Raw genomic sequence first — 15,484 nt, forward strand, 5'->3', positions numbered from 1 at the left:
TGTTCTCCGAGAGCTTCGGTGAATCCGCGCGTACCGCCGTCCGGGTCTCGTACGGTCGGTGCGGGACCGGGAACTGACCGCCGGGCGCCGGCGGAAGGGAGGAGTGCGGCCATGCGCATCGGAATCATCGGCTCCGGCCACATCGGTGGCACCCTCACCCGTCGCCTCCGGGCGCTCGGCCACGACGTCGTGGTGACCAACTCGCGCGGGCCGCAGAGCCTGGGCGATCTCGCGGCGGAAACCGGTGCCATGGCGGGCACGCTGGAGGAGACCGTGCAGGGTGCCGACCTGGTCGTCCTCGCCGTGCCGGTCAAGGTCGTACCGGACCTGCCGGCGGACCTCTTCGACGGTGCCCTGGTCGCCGACGCGAACAACTACTACCCACAGCGGGACGGCGACATCGGGGAGCTGCTCGACCGGAGCCTCAGCTCCAGCCGGTGGACCGCGGAACACCTCAAGGGCGCCCGGGTGGTGAAGGTCTTCAACAACATCCAGGCCGCGCATCTGATGGACCTGGGCCGGTCGGCCGGTGCGCCGGACCGGATCGCCCTGCCGGTGGCCGGGGACGACCCGGACGCCAAGCGGTTGGTCATGCAACTGGTCGACGAGTTGGGCTTCGAACCGGTGGACGCTGGCTCGCTCGACGAGAGCTGGCGGCAGCAGCCCGGCTCCCCGGTCTACGGGACCGACCGCGACGCGGACGGCGTACGGCAGGGGTTGGCCGGGGCCCGGCCCTGACGCGTACCCGAAGAGAATGCCCCGCCGGCGATCGGGCCGGCGGGGCATTTGTCGTGCCTGACCTCGGCGGACGTCAGTCGGCCGGCTTGGTGCCGCAGATGAAGCGGGGCTCGGGGTCGTAGCGCCAGCTGAACTTCTCCCGCTTGACGACCTTGCCGTCCTTCTTGATGACCCGGTACGCGTCCTGGGCGAAGCCCACGCTGCCTGCGGCGGAGATGCACTTGGGGCCGGGGTCCAGGTAGACCGTCTTCGGCTGGGTGATGTTCCGGCGTGGGCCGTACTCGGTGGTGACGCTGTCGTAGATCTTGGTGCTCCAGATCGACACGGTGATCGTGCTGGACGTGTAGGACGTGTCGATGAGGACGCCGTGCGGGGTGTTGTTGCGGAACTTGAAGTCCAGCTGCGGCCAGTAGATGGTCGACTCGATCACCGCTGGGTAGCGGCTGAAGTAGAACGAGTGCGGCTTGTGCTCGACGTCCTCGAGGCCCGCGTAGTAGGTCGCGTTGAACAGCGTCGTGGTGAACTGTGAGACGCCGCCGCCCACGCCCGGCACCAGCTTGCCGTTCACGATGGTCGGCGCGTCCTGGTAGCCCTGGTCGTATCCGCGCTCGCCGGTGTGGCTGTTGAGCGAGAACGTCTCGCCCGGCTTCACGATCGCGCCGTCGACGTCCTTGGCCGCCTGCACGATGTTCTGGCTGCGCGGCGAGGAGAGGCCGCCCGGGAACCGGGTGGTGAAGGTGGAGACCCGTTCCTTGATGCCCAGCTCGGCCAGCTTCCCCTCGGTCAGCTCCGGCTCGGCCGGCGTCAACTGGGCGGTCACCGTGCGGCCGTTCGCCTTCGGTAGGACGGCGAGCAGTTCCCGGCTGAGCGTGGCCGAGTCGACCTGCTGTCCAGCCCGACCGGGGACCACCTTCGGCTTGCCGCCGCTGATGGTCAGGCCCGCGTCCTTCGGCGCCACCTCGACCTTCGCCAGCCGGTCGCCGAGGGCGCTACGCAGCCGCTTCGCGTCCACGCGCGGGGTCAGCTTGCCCGCGTCGTCGGCGGAGAAGCGCAGGCCGCTGGCGATGGCGGCGGGCGGGATGCTGATCGAGCCCCGGTCGGTGGAGAGCGTGACGGGGGCGGCCACCGCGGGCTTGGCCAGCTCGGCGATGAGCCGGTCGACCTCCTCCCGGCTGGTCGCCGGCCACTTCTCGACCAGCGGCACGGTCACCGGCTTGCCGGCGAGCCAGCCCGCCTTCACCACGTCGGCCGCGCCGGCCGAATCCACCGTCAGCGCCGGCTTCGGGTAGACGGGCTTCGGGGTGGTGCCGGTGAAGATGATGGCCGGCATGGTCATCTCCCGGCCCTGGTCCCCTAGGGCCTGGCGCAGCGTGGCGTCCAGCCGGGCAGCGTCGACGGTGACCACGGGGTCGACCGTACGGGAGCCGACGAGCCGGCTCACCGGGTGCGCCTCGGCGGCGGCCGCCGCCGCCACGGTGGCGTCCACGTCGATGGCGAGCCCGACGTCGGCCGGTTTCACCTCGGTCTTCTTCTCGCCCACGGTGACGGTGAGCGGGGCGTTCAGGGCGGCCGCCCGGCGGTCCAGCTCGGCCCGCAGCGCCCGGACCGCCTCGGCCCGGCTCCGGCCACCCAGCTCGGCGCCGAGGACCATGGTGCCCCGGGGCACGTCCCCGGCGTACGCGTAGGCGCCGAGACCGGTGCCGGCGACGAGCACGGCCGCGACGATCCCGCCGGCCAGCAGCATCCGGCCCCGCCGGGACCGCTGGCCGCCGCCGGGCCGGTCGGGTGTCGGCGCGACGGTGGGTTCCGGCTCGTCGTCCGGCCAGTTCACCGCGGTGACCCGCACGGTGGGCCGGTCGTCGGCGGGCGGCAGTTTGTCGCCGTACAGCGTCACAGGAACCTCGATCAGGAGTACCACGTGGGGGTCCCTCCCCCCACCCGGAAGACACCTACGGTAACCAACGCTCGGGCCGGCCGGGAGTCTGCGGCAGGGGGCGCGAGGGAGGCGTGTTGCCGGGGTCGCGGCGATCAGCCCCGGGGTCCCGCACCGACGGAGGCCGTGGGACGGTGTGCGGGTGCGGACCGATGAGCAGGCTCTGGCGTACGGCGGCGGGTGGCTGGACCGGGCGGGTGGGCTGCGGGCCGATCCCGGATGGGTCGAGGCGCGGCTGGCCGACCGGGAGAGCGTGGTGTTGCCGTTCTGGCGGGACCGCTGCCTGGTCTCGGCGGACCGGGTACCGGTGCGGTGCGCCGCCGTCGACGCGGCCGGGCTGCGCGCCGCCGCCGACGAGAGGGTCTTCCTCGGGCTGGACGCGGGGCGGGCGGTCTTCGCCGTGGACCTCTCCGGCCGGCCCGAGTCGGAGGCGCTGGCGTTGGCCGGCGCGGCGGAGGCGGTGGACGTACGGGCTCTGGTGGGTGGGCTGACGCCGGCCGAGGCGGCCGTGCAGGCGTACGCCAAGGGGCTGCTGCACTGGCACCGGGGCCAGCGGTACTGCGGGGGCTGCGGCGCGGCGACGGCGGCCCGGGACGGCGGGCACGTCCGCTCCTGCACCGGCCCGGACTGCGGGCGGGTGCTCTTCCCCCGGATCGAGCCGGCGGTCATCGTACTGGTGGAGGCGCCCGGCGAGCCGGACCGGTGTCTGCTGGCCCGGCACCGTGGCGCGGCCGAGGATTCCTGGTCGACGCTGGCCGGTTTCGTGGAGATCGGCGAGAGCCTGGAGGACGCCGTCCGCCGGGAACTGGCCGAGGAGGCCGGGGTGACCGTGACCGGGATGGCGTACCAGGGGTCGCAGGCGTGGCCGTTCCCGGCCGGGCTGATGGTCGGGTTCCGGGCCACGGCGGCCTCGACCGAGGTACGGGTCGACGGTGAGGAAGTGGTGGCGGCCCGCTGGTTCAGCCGGGCGGAACTGCGGGCGCGGCTGGCGCAGGGGCGCCGGTTGGGCCGGATCGATTCGATCGATCACCACCTGCTGGAGTCGTGGCTGAACGGGCGGAGCTGACCGCGCCGGACGGTCCGCCGGTTCCGCCGGACGGGTGACCGGCGTATCATCCACAGCGGTTTGTCAGCCGGCCGTTACCGAACTGTGACGAAGACCGGTGACCGCTACCACAGGTGAGACCTCTCTGCCTTCGTGTCGTAATCGCGATGGTTTGCCCCTGGCTGGTGGTCGTCCCGATGTTAACCGCCGGTAACCAAGGATGATCTTGTTATCGCGAGCCTGTTACCGGTCAGTAGCTAGGTACTTGTGAGCTCTGTCGCTTCGCGAGAGCATCCAATCCGCGTAACCGCGCGGTCCGTCGGCACAACGGCACCGCGAGCGCCCCACGCTTTTCCCCCTTGTCCCGAGTCGCGCTCCCGCGATCGGTGACGTCATCCCCTTCGAGGAGGACCCCGTGAAGGATTCGGAAGACCGCCAACTGCGTGGCGGCACTCGCTGGCGTCGCTTCGCCGCGATGGCGATCCCCGCTGCGGCCGTCGCCGGCGGCATCGTCTTCGGCATGGCCAACGGCGCCATCGCCGCCAACATCACCGTGTCCGGCACCGCGTTCAAGGTCGGCGCGACCCGGCTCGAGGGCGACGGCTTCAAGCAGTACGGCGGCGTCGTGTACGAGAAGGGCAAGACGGTGCCCCAGCCGGTCGCGCTCTCCGAGATCGGCCACGCGGACCTCTACAACCTCTGCCAGTCGGTCAACGCGAGCCTGCCCAACCTGCCGGTCGTGCTCCGGATCGAGGCCGGCAAGGGCAAGGAGCCCGCGACCGCCGACGGCATGCTGATCGCGATGGATTCGCTCGCCGGCGACGCGACGTTCACCAAGATCAAGATCGGCCAGGACGCCACCGACCTGAACCCCGCCGCCCTGGAGGGCTCCTTCGGCCAGAGCGCGGACCACGTGACCATCAAGGGTCTTGAGCAGGTCGCCCGCTACACCACGGCCGGCACCTTCAACCTCAAGGGCCTGAAGCTGAAGGTGTACGCGTTCGGCGACGCCGCCGGCAAGGAGTGCTTCTACTGATCGGACCGGGAGGTCCGCGGAGGGCGCGCCCTCCGCGGACCTCCCGTCGTGTTCGGCCATCCCCTCGTATCACCGCACCGCTCGTAGGAGGAGTACGTGACGACCGCGGACGCGCAGCACGCCCGACCTGGAGGGATCACCAGGGCCTGGCGCGGCTTCCGGCGCTGGCGGCGGAGCAGGCCGTTCTGGGGTGGCCTGTTCACCGTGCTCGCCGGAGTGGAGATCTTCGGCACCACCCAGGCGACCCTGGCCGGCCTCACGCTCAAGATGGGGCCGACCGGCTTCCTCGCCTGGCTGATCCCCACCATCCTGGTGGTCTGCGGCCTGCTCATGTGGCTCACCCCGCAGCAGCGGATCTTCTATTCGGTCATCGCGGCGGTGACGGCGGTCTACTCGCTGATCGGGGTCAACTTCGGCGGCTTCTTCATCGGCATGCTGCTGGGCATCACCGGTGCCGCGCTCGGCTTCGCCTGGGTGCCCGGCCGTCCGGCGCCCACCACTGAGGAGCCCGGACCGGCTGTCGACGACGAGCCGCGGGAGGGCGAGGAGGCCGAGGACGAGCCGGCCCTCATCGACGAACTGCTGCCCCGGCAGCGCGAGGAGGAGACCGACGGGCCGCTCACCGACACCCTTCCGCCGCCGCGCAACCCGCTGCGCGAGTCGACCCCGGCCGAGCCGGAGGCCGGGGCGGATCGCACTCACGTGCTGCCGGCGGTCGACCCGTCGGGGCCGCCGCCCGGCTCCGGTCACCGCGACCCGAAGCTGTACGGAATCCTGCTGGTGCTCGCCACCGTCTCCACGGTCGGCCTGATCGCGCTCCACGGCGGCCAGCCGGCGGTCGCCGCACCCGCCGCCTGCCCGACCGCCAGCTCGCCGGCGCCGAGCCCGACGGCCTCGGCGTCCGCTTCGCCGAGCCCGAGCGCGGCGGCGGTGAATAAGGACTCCGACGGCAACCTGCTGACCAACATCATCGACGGTATTACCGGTCTCTTCACGGGTGGCGACGCCGGCACCGCGCCCACGCCGGCCAGTACGGATGACCCGGCGGCCGCCGCGGAGCCGCTGCCAGCCGTGACCACGACCGGCCCCAGTCCGAGCGAGAGCACCACCAGCGCGGCACCGACGCCGAGCAGCAGCACCTCGGCGAGGCCGACCGCGCCGACGAAGCCGGACGCCGAGCCCTGCGCCAGCCCGGCACCGACCAAGCCGAAGCCGGTCGAGGTCGGCAAGCCGCTCCCCCGGATCGCCGCCGAGCCGGGGCAGCCCCGGGTCGCCGCCAAGCCCGCCAAGCTCACCGGCTCCAAGGTGACCATGACCGGGTTGCACTTCGACGGGATCGTCGACCTGCCCACCGCCGACGGCACGCTCAAGTGCCTGAAGTTCACCATGGACAAGGGCGTGACGGACGACTTCGTCCTCCAGGCCGACGGGCCGGCCGGCAAGACGATGCGGAAGGTCACCGACCAGCTCACCGTCCAGGGCGACGTCGCCTTCTACACCACCCGGTTCTCCGCGCGGTTCCTGGGCATCCCGATCACCCTCACCCCGGACCTGCCGTTCCCGGACGGCCTCCCGATCACCTCGCCCGTGCCGCTCACCTTCACCGACCCGGTGATCGACCTGGCGTTCGTCGACAGCAACGTGCTCACCGCCAAGCCGACGCTCAAGCTCGACCTGGTCTGAGCCGGCCTTACACGCGAAACGGCCGGGAGCGGAGGCTTCCTCCACTCCCGGCCGTCGGTCGTCGCTACAGCCGGGCCAGCGCCCGGCGCAGCGGGTCGAGCCCCAGCGAGCCCAGGTCGAGCGCCTGCCGGTGGAACTCCTTGAGGTCGAAGTCGGCGCCCTTGCGGGCCTTCGCCTCCTCCCGGGCCTGGAGCCAGATCCGCTCGCCCACCTTGTACGCGGGCGCCTGCCCCGGCCAGCCCAGGTAGCGGTTGAGCTCGAAGCGCAGGTTCTCGTCCGGCACCCGGCAGTGCGCCCGCATGAACTCCCAGCCCAGCTCCGGCGTCCAGCGCTCGCCCGGGTGGAAGCCGAACGGGTTGTCCCGGGGGATCTCCAGCTCCAGGTGCATGCCGATGTCGACGATCACCCGGGCCGCCCGGAACGCCTGCCCGTCGAGCATGCCGAGCTTGTCGCCCGGGTCCTCCAGGTAGCCCAGCTCGTCCATCAGCCGCTCGGAGTAGAGCGCCCAGCCCTCACCGTGCCCGGAGACCCAGCAGAGCAGCCGCTGCCAGCGGTTGAGCAGGTCGGCGCGGACGGCCGTCTGGGCGACCTGCAGGTGGTGGCCCGGCACGCCCTCGTGGTAGACGGTGGTCACCTCACGCCAGGTGGAGAAGTCGGTGATGCCCTGCGGCACCGCCCACCACATCCGGCCCGGCCGGGAGAAGTCCTCGCTCGGGCCGGTGTAGTAGATGCTGCCGTCGCTGGTCGGGGCGAGGCAGCACTCGATCCGGCGGACCTGCTCGGGGATGTCGAAGTGGGTGCCGTGCAGCTCGCTGATCGCCTTGTCGGCGAGCGCCTGCATCCAGTCCCGGAACGCCTCCTTGCCCTGGATGGTCCGCGCCGGGTCGGCGTCCAGCGCCCGGACCGCGTCGTCGATGGTCGCCCCCGGGCCGACGATCCGGGCGGCCACCGCCCGCATCTCGGACTCCAGGCGGGCCAGCTCCGCGAAACCCCAGGCGTACGTCTCGTCGAGGTCGACCTTCGCGCCGAGGAAGTACTGCGAGGCCAGCTCGTAGCGTTCCCGGCCGGCGGCCTGCTTCTGCCGGCCCTGCGGGGCCAGTTCGTTCCGGAGGAACTGCCCGAACTCGGCGGTGGCCGCGGTCGCCGCGGCGGCACCCTTGCGCAGTTCGGCGCCGAGCGCGCCGTCGGCCCCGAGCCGCTCGGCCAGGCCGTGGAAGAAGTTGTCGCCGTTCGGGTCGGTCCAGATGTCGCACTGCTTGGCGACCTCGACCAGCTGCACCTGGGAGCTGATGTGGCCGGCGGTGGCCGCCTCGCGCAGCGTGCGCTTGTAACCCTCGAGGGCGGCGGGGAAGCGGTTGAGCCGGGTGGCGATGTTGGCCTTGGCGTCGTCGCCCTCGGTCGGCATGAGGTCGAAGACCATGCGGATCTCGTGCAGCCCGCTGGCGATCACGTTGATCTCGCTGCTGCTCTCGCCGGCCTCGTAGCGCGCGAGTTCCAGCCCGAGGCGCTCCTGCATGGCCTCCTTGGCGGTCCGCTCGGCCTCCGAGTCCGGCTCGGTCACGTCGAGGTCGGCCAGGGTGCGCCGGACCAGGTCGGCGCGGGCCGCGTACCCCTCGGGGGAGAGGTCGTCGAGCTGGTCGTCGTAGCCGGCGATGCCGACGTAGGTGGCGCCGGTCGGGGTCAGCGGGGCCCAGTCGGCCACGTACCGGTTGGCGAGGTCATCGATTCGTCCCACGCTGCGACCCTACGTGACGCCGGCACCCCGTTGTCGACGGTGTTTGCCGTGTTCACGATCGCTCCGCGAGGCTGTCGCCGGAGGGTTGCCGTGACGGTCGACACGGGGTCCGATTTTCGCGGGACTTCGTCGTATCCCTCCGGCAGAGTGTCAGGAGTGACAGCGGATTTGACTCCTGACCGGGCGGCCCTGCGGAGCTGGCTGCCCGGCTTTCTCGCACTCGGCGCGATCTGGGGTTCCAGCTTCCTCTTCATCAAGGTGGGGGTGACCGAGCTGCACCCGCTGCACCTCACCCTCTACCGGGTCGCCACCGGCGCGGCGACCCTGCTGGTCGTGCTGGCCGTGCTGCGCGACCGGCTGCCCCGCGAGCCCCGGGTCTGGGCGCACCTGCTGGTGGTCGCCGCCTTCGGCGTCGCCCTGCCGTTCACCCTGTTCGGCTTCGGCGAGCAGCGGGTGGAGTCGATGCTCGCCGGCATCTGGAACGCGACCACGCCGCTGATCGTGCTGCCGCTCGCGGTGCTGGTGTTCCGCACCGAGCGGCTGACCGTGCGGCGGGCGGTCGGGCTGGCGCTGGGCTTCACCGGCGTGCTGGTGGTGCTCGGCGTCTGGGAGGGCGTGGGCGGGTCGCACTTCACCGGCCAGCTCATGTGCCTCGGAGCGGCGGCCTGCTACGGCGTGGCCATCCCGTACCAGAAGAAGTTCATCGCGGGGAGCGCGTACTCCGGTCTGTCGCTGTCGGCGGCACAGCTGCTGGTCGCGACGGCGCAGCTCGCGGTGGTCGCGCCCCTGGTGGCCGGGGCGCCGCCGGTGCCGACCGGCCTGTCCGCCCGGGTGGTGGGCAGCGTGCTGGCGCTCGGCGCGCTCGGCACCGGGCTGGCCTTCGTGATCAACCTGCGCAACATCCGGCTCGCCGGGGCGAGCACCGCCTCCACCGTCACGTACCTGATCCCGGTCTTCGCCGTGCTGATCGGCGCCCTGGTCCTCGGCGAGCGGATGAACTGGCACCAGCCGGTGGGTGCGCTCGTCGTGCTCCTCGGCGTCGCGGTCGCCCAGGGCGTGCTCGGCCGGCGCCGGCCCCGGACGGCCGTGGGCGCGCCCGCCGTGCGAGCCGCCGAGCCCGCGGCCCCGCGCTGACCGCCGAGCCCGCCGTCCGGCGGTCAGCGCGGATCGCCGGATCCGGCCGCCGGGTCGGCGAGCTGGCGGTGTCCTGACCTCCGGGACACCGCCACCGCGGCGACCTACCGCCCGCTCAACGGCGGCTGGCTGCCCACTTGGCCAGGCGGTCCGCCTTCCAGGTGTTGATCACCCGATTCGCCGGGACGCCGCAGAGGGCCGCGCGTTCGCAGCCGAACCGCTGCCAGTCGAGCTGGCCGGGGGCGTGCGCGTCGGTGTTGATGGCGAACCGGCAGCCGGCCTCCAGAGCGCGACGGATCAACCGCTTGGGCGGGTCCTGCCGCTCGGGCCGGGAGTTGATCTCGACGGCGACGTCGTGCTCCGCGCAGGCCGCGAAGACGGCGTCCGCGTCGAAGTCGCTCTCCTTGCGGGTACGCGCCCGGTGCCCCCGGTCGCCCGGCCCGGTCACCCCGGCCGGACGAGACGACACCATCCGCCCGGTGCAGTGCCCGAGGATGTCCAGGTGCGGGTTGGCGATCGCGGCGAGCATCCGCCGGGTCATCTTCGCGCGGTCGTCGTTGAGGCCGCTGTGTACCGAGCCGACCACCACGTCGAGGCGGGCCAGCAGCTGCTCGTCCTGGTCCAGCAACCCGTCCGCGAGGATGTCCACCTCGATGCCGGTGAGGATGCGGAAGCCCTTCGGCAGCGCCTCGTTCACCGCGGCCACGTGGTCGAGCTGCCGGCGCAGTCGCTCCGCGGTCAGCCCCCGGGCCACCTTCAGCCGGGGCGAGTGGTCGGTCAGCACCAGATACTCGTGCCCCAGCTCGACCGCCGCCAGGGCCATCTCCTCGATCGGTGAGCCGCCGTCCGACCAGTCGGAGTGGGTGTGGCAGTCGCCGCGCAGCGCGTCCCGCAGCGCGGCGGCGGCCGCGTCGAGGTCGGTGCCCTCGGTGGCGAGCAGCCGGCGCAGGTAGACCGGTTCCTCGCCGGCCAGCGACTCCACCACGCAGCGGGCGGTGACGTCGCCGACTCCGCTCAGCTCGGTGAGCTTGCCGCCGCGCGCGCGTACGGCCACCTCGCCGGCGGGCAGGGCGGCAAGCGCGTTGGCCGCCGACCGGAACGCCCGGACCCGGTAGGTGGCCTCGTTCGCCTTCTCCAGCAGGAACGCGATCCGGCGCAGGTCGGCGATGGGATCCCGGGCAGTCATGCCCTGCAACCTACGCGCCCGCGCCGCCGGCCGCCCGGGTGTGTCGCGGAGTGTCGGGAGTGGACACCGGTCAGCCGGCGTCGCCGCCCGTGGTCGGGGCCTTCGGGCAGCCGTGCTTGCGCTGCCAGGCCGTCACCTCGGCGGCCGGCCCGCGGTTGCCCCCCTTCCGCCACGAGTTCAGGTATGGGGCCGGCCAGACCACGCCCCGTCGGATCCACCAGTCGTCGTGACCCTGGCACTTCGGGGAGAGGCCGAAGTGCAGGTGGCACACGTTGTTGGCGTTGCCGGTGCGGCCCACCTTGCCGAGGACCTGGCCGGCGCGGACGCGTACGCCGGGGTCGACGCCGGTGCCGACCGCGCTCAGGTGGGAGCCGTAGTAGCGGACGCCGTCGTCGCCGAGCAGCGCGACCGAGAGGCCCCCGTTGTACGGCCCGCGCGGGCCCCGCTTGTCGAACCGGTCCACCCGGCTCACCTCGAGGATCACGCCGTCGGTGACCGCGACGACCGGCTCGCCGCAGTCGGCGAAGATGTCCGTCCCCGGGTACGCCGAGTGGGTCGGGTGGTACGCCACGTTGTCCGCGCGGACGGGGAAGACGTGCCGCAGGTCGGACCGGGCCGGCGTGGGCGACGGGCTGGCCGGCGCGGCGGTGCTCGGCGCGGGGGACGGTGGCGCCGGGGCGGCGGCGCTCGGGCTCTGCCACGCGCTGCCGCCGGTCGGGGCGGGGCGGGGGGCGGGGCCGCACCCGGCGATCAGGGCCGGTGCGAGCAGCAGCAGGACCGGGTACACCGAGCCCAGCCGGCGTCCGGTCGATCGCGAGCGCATCCGGCCATCCTGGCAGACCACTACGGTAGGGACGAACGGCGAGACCCGGTGCGCGTCCGGACGGGCGCGAGCGGGGTCGCGCCGCGTCACCTCGGTACGTCCCCGGTCCGTGAAGGGAGCAGAGGCGATGAACGGCTGGCCCGCCGTACCCGGTGAGCCCGGTCCGGGCCCGGTGCATCCGCCGCCGCGTACCCCCTCGGGGCTCTTCCCCGCCGGGGCGCCGATGCGGCCCAGCTGGCGCGAGCCGTACCCGGTCACCGGTGGCGGCGTCTCGGCCGGCGCGGTGACCGCGTTCGCCTGGCTGCTCCTGTTCGGCCTGCTCGGCCACGACGTGTCCAGCTACGCCTGGTGGACGCTGGTCGCCGGCGGGCTGGCCTGGCTGGCCGCCGCCGCGCTGGTCAGGTACGGCGACCGGGGGGTGGCGGCCGGGGTGGCGATCGTCACGTCGGGCGGGTGGAGCATCGCGGCGGCGGTCGTCGCGGTCCGCTGGGCGCAGAGTGGGGACTGGCCGCTCTGGTGACCATCGGTGCACGGTTCGCTGCGCAGCGAAGGCCGTCTTGACGTTCGCGTGGTGACGGTTCACGCTCGCGGTATGGCCTGGACCACCCCGCCGCGGCTCGACCCCGACCGGAGCCGCCGTCGCCTGCAACTCCTCGCCGAGTTGGCGGGTGCCCGCGCGGTACGTCAGCGCGAGCGGCCGCAGCGGGTCCGCACCGAGCGCCTGCGCCAGCTCATCGCCACCCGCCGGCGCATCGCCGGCTGACCGACTTTCTCCAGGAACGGCCGGCCCTTCGGGGCGTTGACCGGTCGCCCGCCGACCCGACCGGTTAACGTGCACGCGTGACGAGTCGGCGTGCTGCCGAGGCCAATTTGGGGGGACCGTGTCGTACTTCGCTGCTGCCGTGGCACGCGTCGACGGCGGCTGGACCGCCGACGAGGTGAACCTGCGGGGTGTCACCGACATCGACGACGTCGCCGAGCGGCTGCGCGACGTCGAGCCGGACGCCGACCTGTCGCTGCTGTTCGTCGAGGCCGACGACACCTACCTGGTCATCCTGCGCCTCGACGAGGGTGAGGACCTGCGGGTCTTCGGCTCCGACTCGGCGTACGCGGAGGAGTCCCGGCTCGGCGCCCTGCTGGTCGGCGACCTGAAGACCTCGGTCACCGGCCTGGAGGACACCGAGGAGCCGCGGGCGGCCACCGGTGGCGACGAGGAGAGCGAGCAGCCGGCGGTGGACCCGGAGGCGGACCCGGTGGGCGACGCCGACCTCCTCGCCGACCTGGGCATCTCGGCGCAGAAGCTGCTCTCCCTCTGCGCCCACGAGGGGATGATGCCGGCCGACGTGACCGCCGAGATCTGCCAGGTGCTGGGCTGCGCGGACGAGGTCGAGGAGCTGCGTGAGGTCTGAGCGGTCCGAGTCGGTGGTGCCCGGTGCCGCGGAGCCGGCCGACGCCACCGACCCGGCCCTGGAGACGGTACGCCCCGGTCAGCCGACCCCTGGCCGGCTGGGCCGGGTCGGCCCCGGCGCGGACGAGGGCCTGGCCGATCCGGGCAGCGTGGGCCGCCGGCAGCGGCACGAGTTGTGGATGCGCCGGGCGCTGGAGGTCGCGGTGACCGGCCCGGACAGCGGCCCGGCGGAGGACGGCGACGCGGTGGTCGAGGACGTCCCGGTCGGCGCGGTCGTCTACGGCCCGGACGGCGCCGAGTTGGCGATCGGGCGCAACGAGCGGGAGTTGACCGGGGATCCGACCGCGCACGCCGAGGTGCTGGCGCTGCGGCGGGCCGCCGAGCGGCTGGGCCGCTGGCGGCTGGAGGGCTGCACCCTGGTGGTGACGCTGGAACCCTGCACGATGTGCGCGGGCGCGATCTCCCTGGCCCGGATCTCGACGGTGGTCTTCGGCGCGTGGGAGCCGAAGACGGGCGCGGTCGGCTCGCTCTGGGACGTGCTGCGCGACCGCCGCCTCACGCATCGCCCCGAGGTGTACGGCGGGGTGCTCGAGCCGGAGAGCGCCGCGCTGCTGCGCGCCTTCTTCCGGTAAGGAAGGGCCCCGCTCAACGCCTCGCGAGGCGCACGGGCCCGGTTAGCCGCCCCGCCGGTCAGGCGGGCACCGGGGCGGGGCGCAGCAGGGTCGCGGCGACCGCCCGCGCGGCGTCGGTCCACGCGGTGGGGCGCATGGTTGCCGGGTCGAGCCGGACGATCGACCGGGTGCCCTCGGCGTACCGGGTGTGGCCGTCGACCGAGCGGAACTGGAAGGCGTACCGCGCGCTGCTGGTGCCGAAGTGTTCGAGCCAGAAGTGCACCGCCACCGGCCCGGTCCCGGTGATCGGGGCCCGGTAGGTGATGGTGAACTCGCGTACCGCGTGGAACGCGTCGGGGGAGCTGTGCCGCCCGCCCCGGAAGGAGACGCCGCGCTCGGCCCAGTACGGGGTGAGGGCGCGTTCCAGCAGCACCGCGTACCGGGCGTTGTGCAGGATGCCCATGGCGTCGAGGTCGTCGAAGTGCACGGGCACGTGCTCGACGTGGCCGAACTCGGGAGTGGGGTCGCTCATCGGGGGCCTTCCGGTAGCAGGGTGGGATCGGGGCACAGGGCCCGCAGGCGGGTCAGCAGGCCCTGGCGGGCGTGCCGGTAGGCGGCGTCCGGGTCCAGCAGACGGGACCGCATCACGGCGCTGATGCCGAGCGCGTCGATCTCGTAGGCCAGCTGCGGGACGTCCACGTCGGTGGGCAGCTCGCCGAGGTCGACCGCCTCTTGGACGAGGCGTTCGAGGAAGGTAGTCCAGCTGCGGAACGCCTCGGCGATCCGGTCCCGCACCGGGCCGGGGCGGGCGTTGTACTCGAACTCCGTGGTGGCGAAGAAGCAGCCGCCGGGGAGCACCCGGGCGGCGTAGAAGTCGATCCGGGCGTCGTGCAGCGCCCAGATCCGGCGTACGCCTCGAGGAGCGCGCAGGGCGGGGGCGATGATCCGCTCCTGCCACTGCACCACCGCTCGGTCGACGGTGGCGAGCTGGAGGGCCTCCTTCGAGCGCCAGTGCGCGAACAGGCCGGACTTGCTGACCCCGAGCGTCTCGGCGAGCTGGCCGAGGGAGAGGCCGTCGAGGCCGGCCTCGGTGGCCAGGGACACCGCGGCGTCCAGCACGGCGGTGCGGGTACGGTCGCCGCGGGCGACCCGGCCATCGGAGGTCATGCGGGCAGCGTAACCGAAAAAAGCACGACCGGTCGTATTTGTTTCTGTGACCTGGAACGCCGCCGCCCCGCCACCGAGTCGGCGGCGGGGCGGCGAAGGGTCCCGGACGGTCAGGCGATGACGGTGTCGAGGGCGACCTCGACCATCTGGCTGAAGGTCTGCTCGCGCTCGGCGGAGGAGGTCTTCTCGCCGGTCTTGATGTGGTCGCTGACCGTGAGGATGGTCAGCGCGCGGGCCTTGAACCGGGCCGCGATCGTGTAGAGCGCCGCCGACTCCATCTCCACGGCCAGCACGCCGTAGTCGGCCAGCGTGTCGTAGAGGTCCGGGCGGTCGGTGTAGAAGGCGTCCGCCGCCAGGATCGGGCCGACGTGCATGGTGATGCCGCGCCGCTCGGCCACCTCGACCGAGGTGCGCAGCAGCCCGAAGTCGGCAACCGGGGCGTAGTCGATCAGCCCGTCGAACCGCATCCGGTTCATGTTCGAGTCGGTGGACGAGCCGATGGCGGCGACCACGTCACGCAGCTGGAGGTCCTCCCGTAGGGCACCGCAGGAGCCCACCCGGATCAGCGTCTTCACGCCGTACTCGTTGATCAGTTCGTGGGCGTAGATGGAGGCCGAGGGCATGCCCATGCCGGAGCCCTGGACGGAGACCTCGACGCCGTTCCAGCGGCCGGTGAAGCCCAGCATGCCGCGGACCGTCGTGTAGCAGCGGGGGTCCTCGAGGTAGGTCTCCGCGATCCACTTGGCCCGCAGCGGGTCGCCCGGCATCAGGACCCGCTCGGCGATCTCTCCCGGCTCAGCGCCGATGTGCGTACTCATGGCAAAGATCCTGCCAGGCCGGGCCCGGGGATACCGGTTCGGCGTCCGGACCCAGGGTCCTGTACCCTACTCGGCGGTGGTGTGTCCGAGTGGCCTAAGGAGCACGCCTCGAAAGCGTGTGAGGGTTTACGCCCTCCGCGGGTTCAAATCCCGCCGCCACCGCCAAC

The 15,484-nt window shown here is 72.8% G+C and carries 16 protein-coding genes and 1 tRNA gene; 10 read left to right on the top strand and 7 right to left on the bottom strand.

Annotation, left to right across the window (positions count from 1 at the left end):
* Positions 1–18: 18 nt before the first annotated feature.
* Entirely contained in the window at positions 19–738 is a 720-nt protein-coding gene (locus FXF52_RS00005) for an NADPH-dependent F420 reductase (RefSeq protein ID WP_255471666.1), read from the top strand.
* 73 nt (positions 739–811) lie between these two features.
* Here FXF52_RS00005 and FXF52_RS00010 read toward each other — a convergent pair whose 3' ends face one another.
* Positions 812–2,632: a VanW family protein gene (locus FXF52_RS00010; protein ID WP_148793678.1), complete on the bottom strand. Its 1,821-nt coding sequence runs from the start codon at positions 2,630–2,632 to the stop codon at positions 812–814.
* Between the two features lie 181 nt (positions 2,633–2,813).
* Here FXF52_RS00010 and nudC point away from each other — a divergent pair, with 181 nt between their 5' ends.
* The 3 genes from nudC (at position 2,814) to FXF52_RS00025 (ending at position 6,435) form a co-directional block, all read left to right on the top strand.
* Complete coding sequence (gene nudC, locus FXF52_RS00015) at positions 2,814–3,737, top strand: NAD(+) diphosphatase (protein ID WP_148793040.1); 924 nt, start codon at positions 2,814–2,816, stop codon at positions 3,735–3,737.
* A gap of 454 nt (positions 3,738–4,191) precedes the next feature.
* Positions 4,192–4,752, top strand: coding sequence for a DUF6230 family protein (locus FXF52_RS00020; RefSeq protein ID WP_187413292.1), 561 nt, complete (start codon positions 4,192–4,194; stop codon positions 4,750–4,752).
* Positions 4,753–4,848: 96 nt separating this feature from the next.
* The gene (locus FXF52_RS00025; protein ID WP_148793042.1) at positions 4,849–6,435 is read left to right on the top strand and encodes a DUF6114 domain-containing protein; all 1,587 of its coding nucleotides are present in this window, start codon (positions 4,849–4,851) and stop codon (positions 6,433–6,435) included.
* A 64-nt stretch (positions 6,436–6,499) separates the two neighbouring features.
* Here the strand turns inward: FXF52_RS00025 and FXF52_RS00030 are convergent, their stop codons facing one another.
* Positions 6,500–8,170 carry a DUF885 domain-containing protein gene (locus tag FXF52_RS00030; protein ID WP_148793043.1) on the bottom strand — a complete coding sequence of 557 codons (1,671 nt, stop codon included), beginning with the start codon at positions 8,168–8,170 and terminating at the stop codon, positions 6,500–6,502.
* A 156-nt stretch (positions 8,171–8,326) separates the two neighbouring features.
* Here FXF52_RS00030 and FXF52_RS00035 point away from each other — a divergent pair, with 156 nt between their 5' ends.
* Positions 8,327–9,304, top strand: coding sequence for a DMT family transporter (locus FXF52_RS00035; RefSeq protein ID WP_148793044.1), 978 nt, complete (start codon positions 8,327–8,329; stop codon positions 9,302–9,304).
* Positions 9,305–9,419: 115 nt separating this feature from the next.
* Here the strand turns inward: FXF52_RS00035 and FXF52_RS00040 are convergent, their stop codons facing one another.
* Both FXF52_RS00040 and FXF52_RS00045 read right to left on the bottom strand, forming a co-directional pair.
* Entirely contained in the window at positions 9,420–10,490 is a 1,071-nt protein-coding gene (locus FXF52_RS00040; RefSeq protein WP_148793045.1) for a PHP domain-containing protein, read from the bottom strand.
* A gap of 70 nt (positions 10,491–10,560) precedes the next feature.
* A complete protein-coding gene (locus tag FXF52_RS00045; RefSeq protein ID WP_148793046.1) occupies positions 10,561–11,313 on the bottom strand; it encodes a M23 family metallopeptidase in 753 nt (250 codons plus the stop codon).
* A 127-nt stretch (positions 11,314–11,440) separates the two neighbouring features.
* Between FXF52_RS00045 and FXF52_RS00050 the strand changes: the two genes are divergently transcribed.
* From FXF52_RS00050 to FXF52_RS00060, 4 genes are all read left to right on the top strand, one after another.
* On the top strand, positions 11,441–11,833 hold the full coding sequence (locus FXF52_RS00050) for a hypothetical protein (protein ID WP_187413257.1): 393 nt from the start codon (positions 11,441–11,443) through the stop codon (positions 11,831–11,833).
* Between the two features lie 72 nt (positions 11,834–11,905).
* Complete coding sequence (locus tag FXF52_RS41405; protein ID WP_187413258.1) at positions 11,906–12,076, top strand: hypothetical protein; 171 nt, start codon at positions 11,906–11,908, stop codon at positions 12,074–12,076.
* A gap of 118 nt (positions 12,077–12,194) precedes the next feature.
* A complete protein-coding gene (locus FXF52_RS00055; protein ID WP_148793047.1) occupies positions 12,195–12,722 on the top strand; it encodes a tRNA adenosine deaminase-associated protein in 528 nt (175 codons plus the stop codon).
* A 178-nt stretch (positions 12,723–12,900) separates the two neighbouring features.
* Complete coding sequence (locus FXF52_RS00060; protein WP_187413293.1) at positions 12,901–13,353, top strand: nucleoside deaminase; 453 nt, start codon at positions 12,901–12,903, stop codon at positions 13,351–13,353.
* A 58-nt stretch (positions 13,354–13,411) separates the two neighbouring features.
* On the opposite strand, the gene FXF52_RS00065 is transcribed toward FXF52_RS00060, so the two are convergent.
* From FXF52_RS00065 to deoD, 3 genes are all read right to left on the bottom strand, one after another.
* Entirely contained in the window at positions 13,412–13,864 is a 453-nt protein-coding gene (locus tag FXF52_RS00065) for a thioesterase family protein (protein ID WP_148793049.1), read from the bottom strand.
* On the bottom strand, positions 13,861–14,499 hold the full coding sequence (locus tag FXF52_RS00070; RefSeq protein ID WP_148793050.1) for a TetR/AcrR family transcriptional regulator: 639 nt from the start codon (positions 14,497–14,499) through the stop codon (positions 13,861–13,863). The genes FXF52_RS00065 and FXF52_RS00070 overlap by 4 nt, the downstream gene beginning before the upstream one ends.
* 110 nt (positions 14,500–14,609) lie before the next feature.
* Positions 14,610–15,317, bottom strand: coding sequence for a purine-nucleoside phosphorylase (deoD, locus tag FXF52_RS00075; RefSeq protein WP_148793051.1), 708 nt, complete (start codon positions 15,315–15,317; stop codon positions 14,610–14,612).
* A gap of 75 nt (positions 15,318–15,392) precedes the next feature.
* Here deoD and FXF52_RS00080 point away from each other — a divergent pair.
* Positions 15,393–15,482 (top strand) — tRNA-Ser (locus FXF52_RS00080).
* Positions 15,483–15,484: the final 2 nt, after the last annotated feature.

Source organism: Micromonospora sp. MP36 (assembly GCF_008119785.1).
GTDB lineage: Bacteria > Actinomycetota > Actinomycetes > Mycobacteriales > Micromonosporaceae > Micromonospora.

What these genes read in the sequence shown, in the direction of transcription:
- FXF52_RS00070 (WP_148793050.1), bottom strand. Translation starts at nt 14,499, where the DNA reads ATGACCTCCGATGGCCGGGTCGCCCGCGGCGACCGTACCCGCACCGCC.
- FXF52_RS00060 (WP_187413293.1), top strand. Translation starts at nt 12,901, where the DNA reads ATGCGCCGGGCGCTGGAGGTCGCGGTGACCGGCCCGGACAGCGGCCCG.
- FXF52_RS00020 (WP_187413292.1), top strand. Translation starts at nt 4,192, where the DNA reads ATGGCGATCCCCGCTGCGGCCGTCGCCGGCGGCATCGTCTTCGGCATG.
- FXF52_RS00065 (WP_148793049.1), bottom strand. Translation starts at nt 13,864, where the DNA reads ATGAGCGACCCCACTCCCGAGTTCGGCCACGTCGAGCACGTGCCCGTG.
- FXF52_RS00045 (WP_148793046.1), bottom strand. Translation starts at nt 11,313, where the DNA reads ATGCGCTCGCGATCGACCGGACGCCGGCTGGGCTCGGTGTACCCGGTC.
- deoD (WP_148793051.1), bottom strand. Translation starts at nt 15,317, where the DNA reads ATGAGTACGCACATCGGCGCTGAGCCGGGAGAGATCGCCGAGCGGGTC.
- FXF52_RS41405 (WP_187413258.1), top strand. Translation starts at nt 11,906, where the DNA reads ATGGCCTGGACCACCCCGCCGCGGCTCGACCCCGACCGGAGCCGCCGT.
- FXF52_RS00040 (WP_148793045.1), bottom strand. Translation starts at nt 10,490, where the DNA reads ATGACTGCCCGGGATCCCATCGCCGACCTGCGCCGGATCGCGTTCCTG.
- FXF52_RS00050 (WP_187413257.1), top strand. Translation starts at nt 11,441, where the DNA reads ATGAACGGCTGGCCCGCCGTACCCGGTGAGCCCGGTCCGGGCCCGGTG.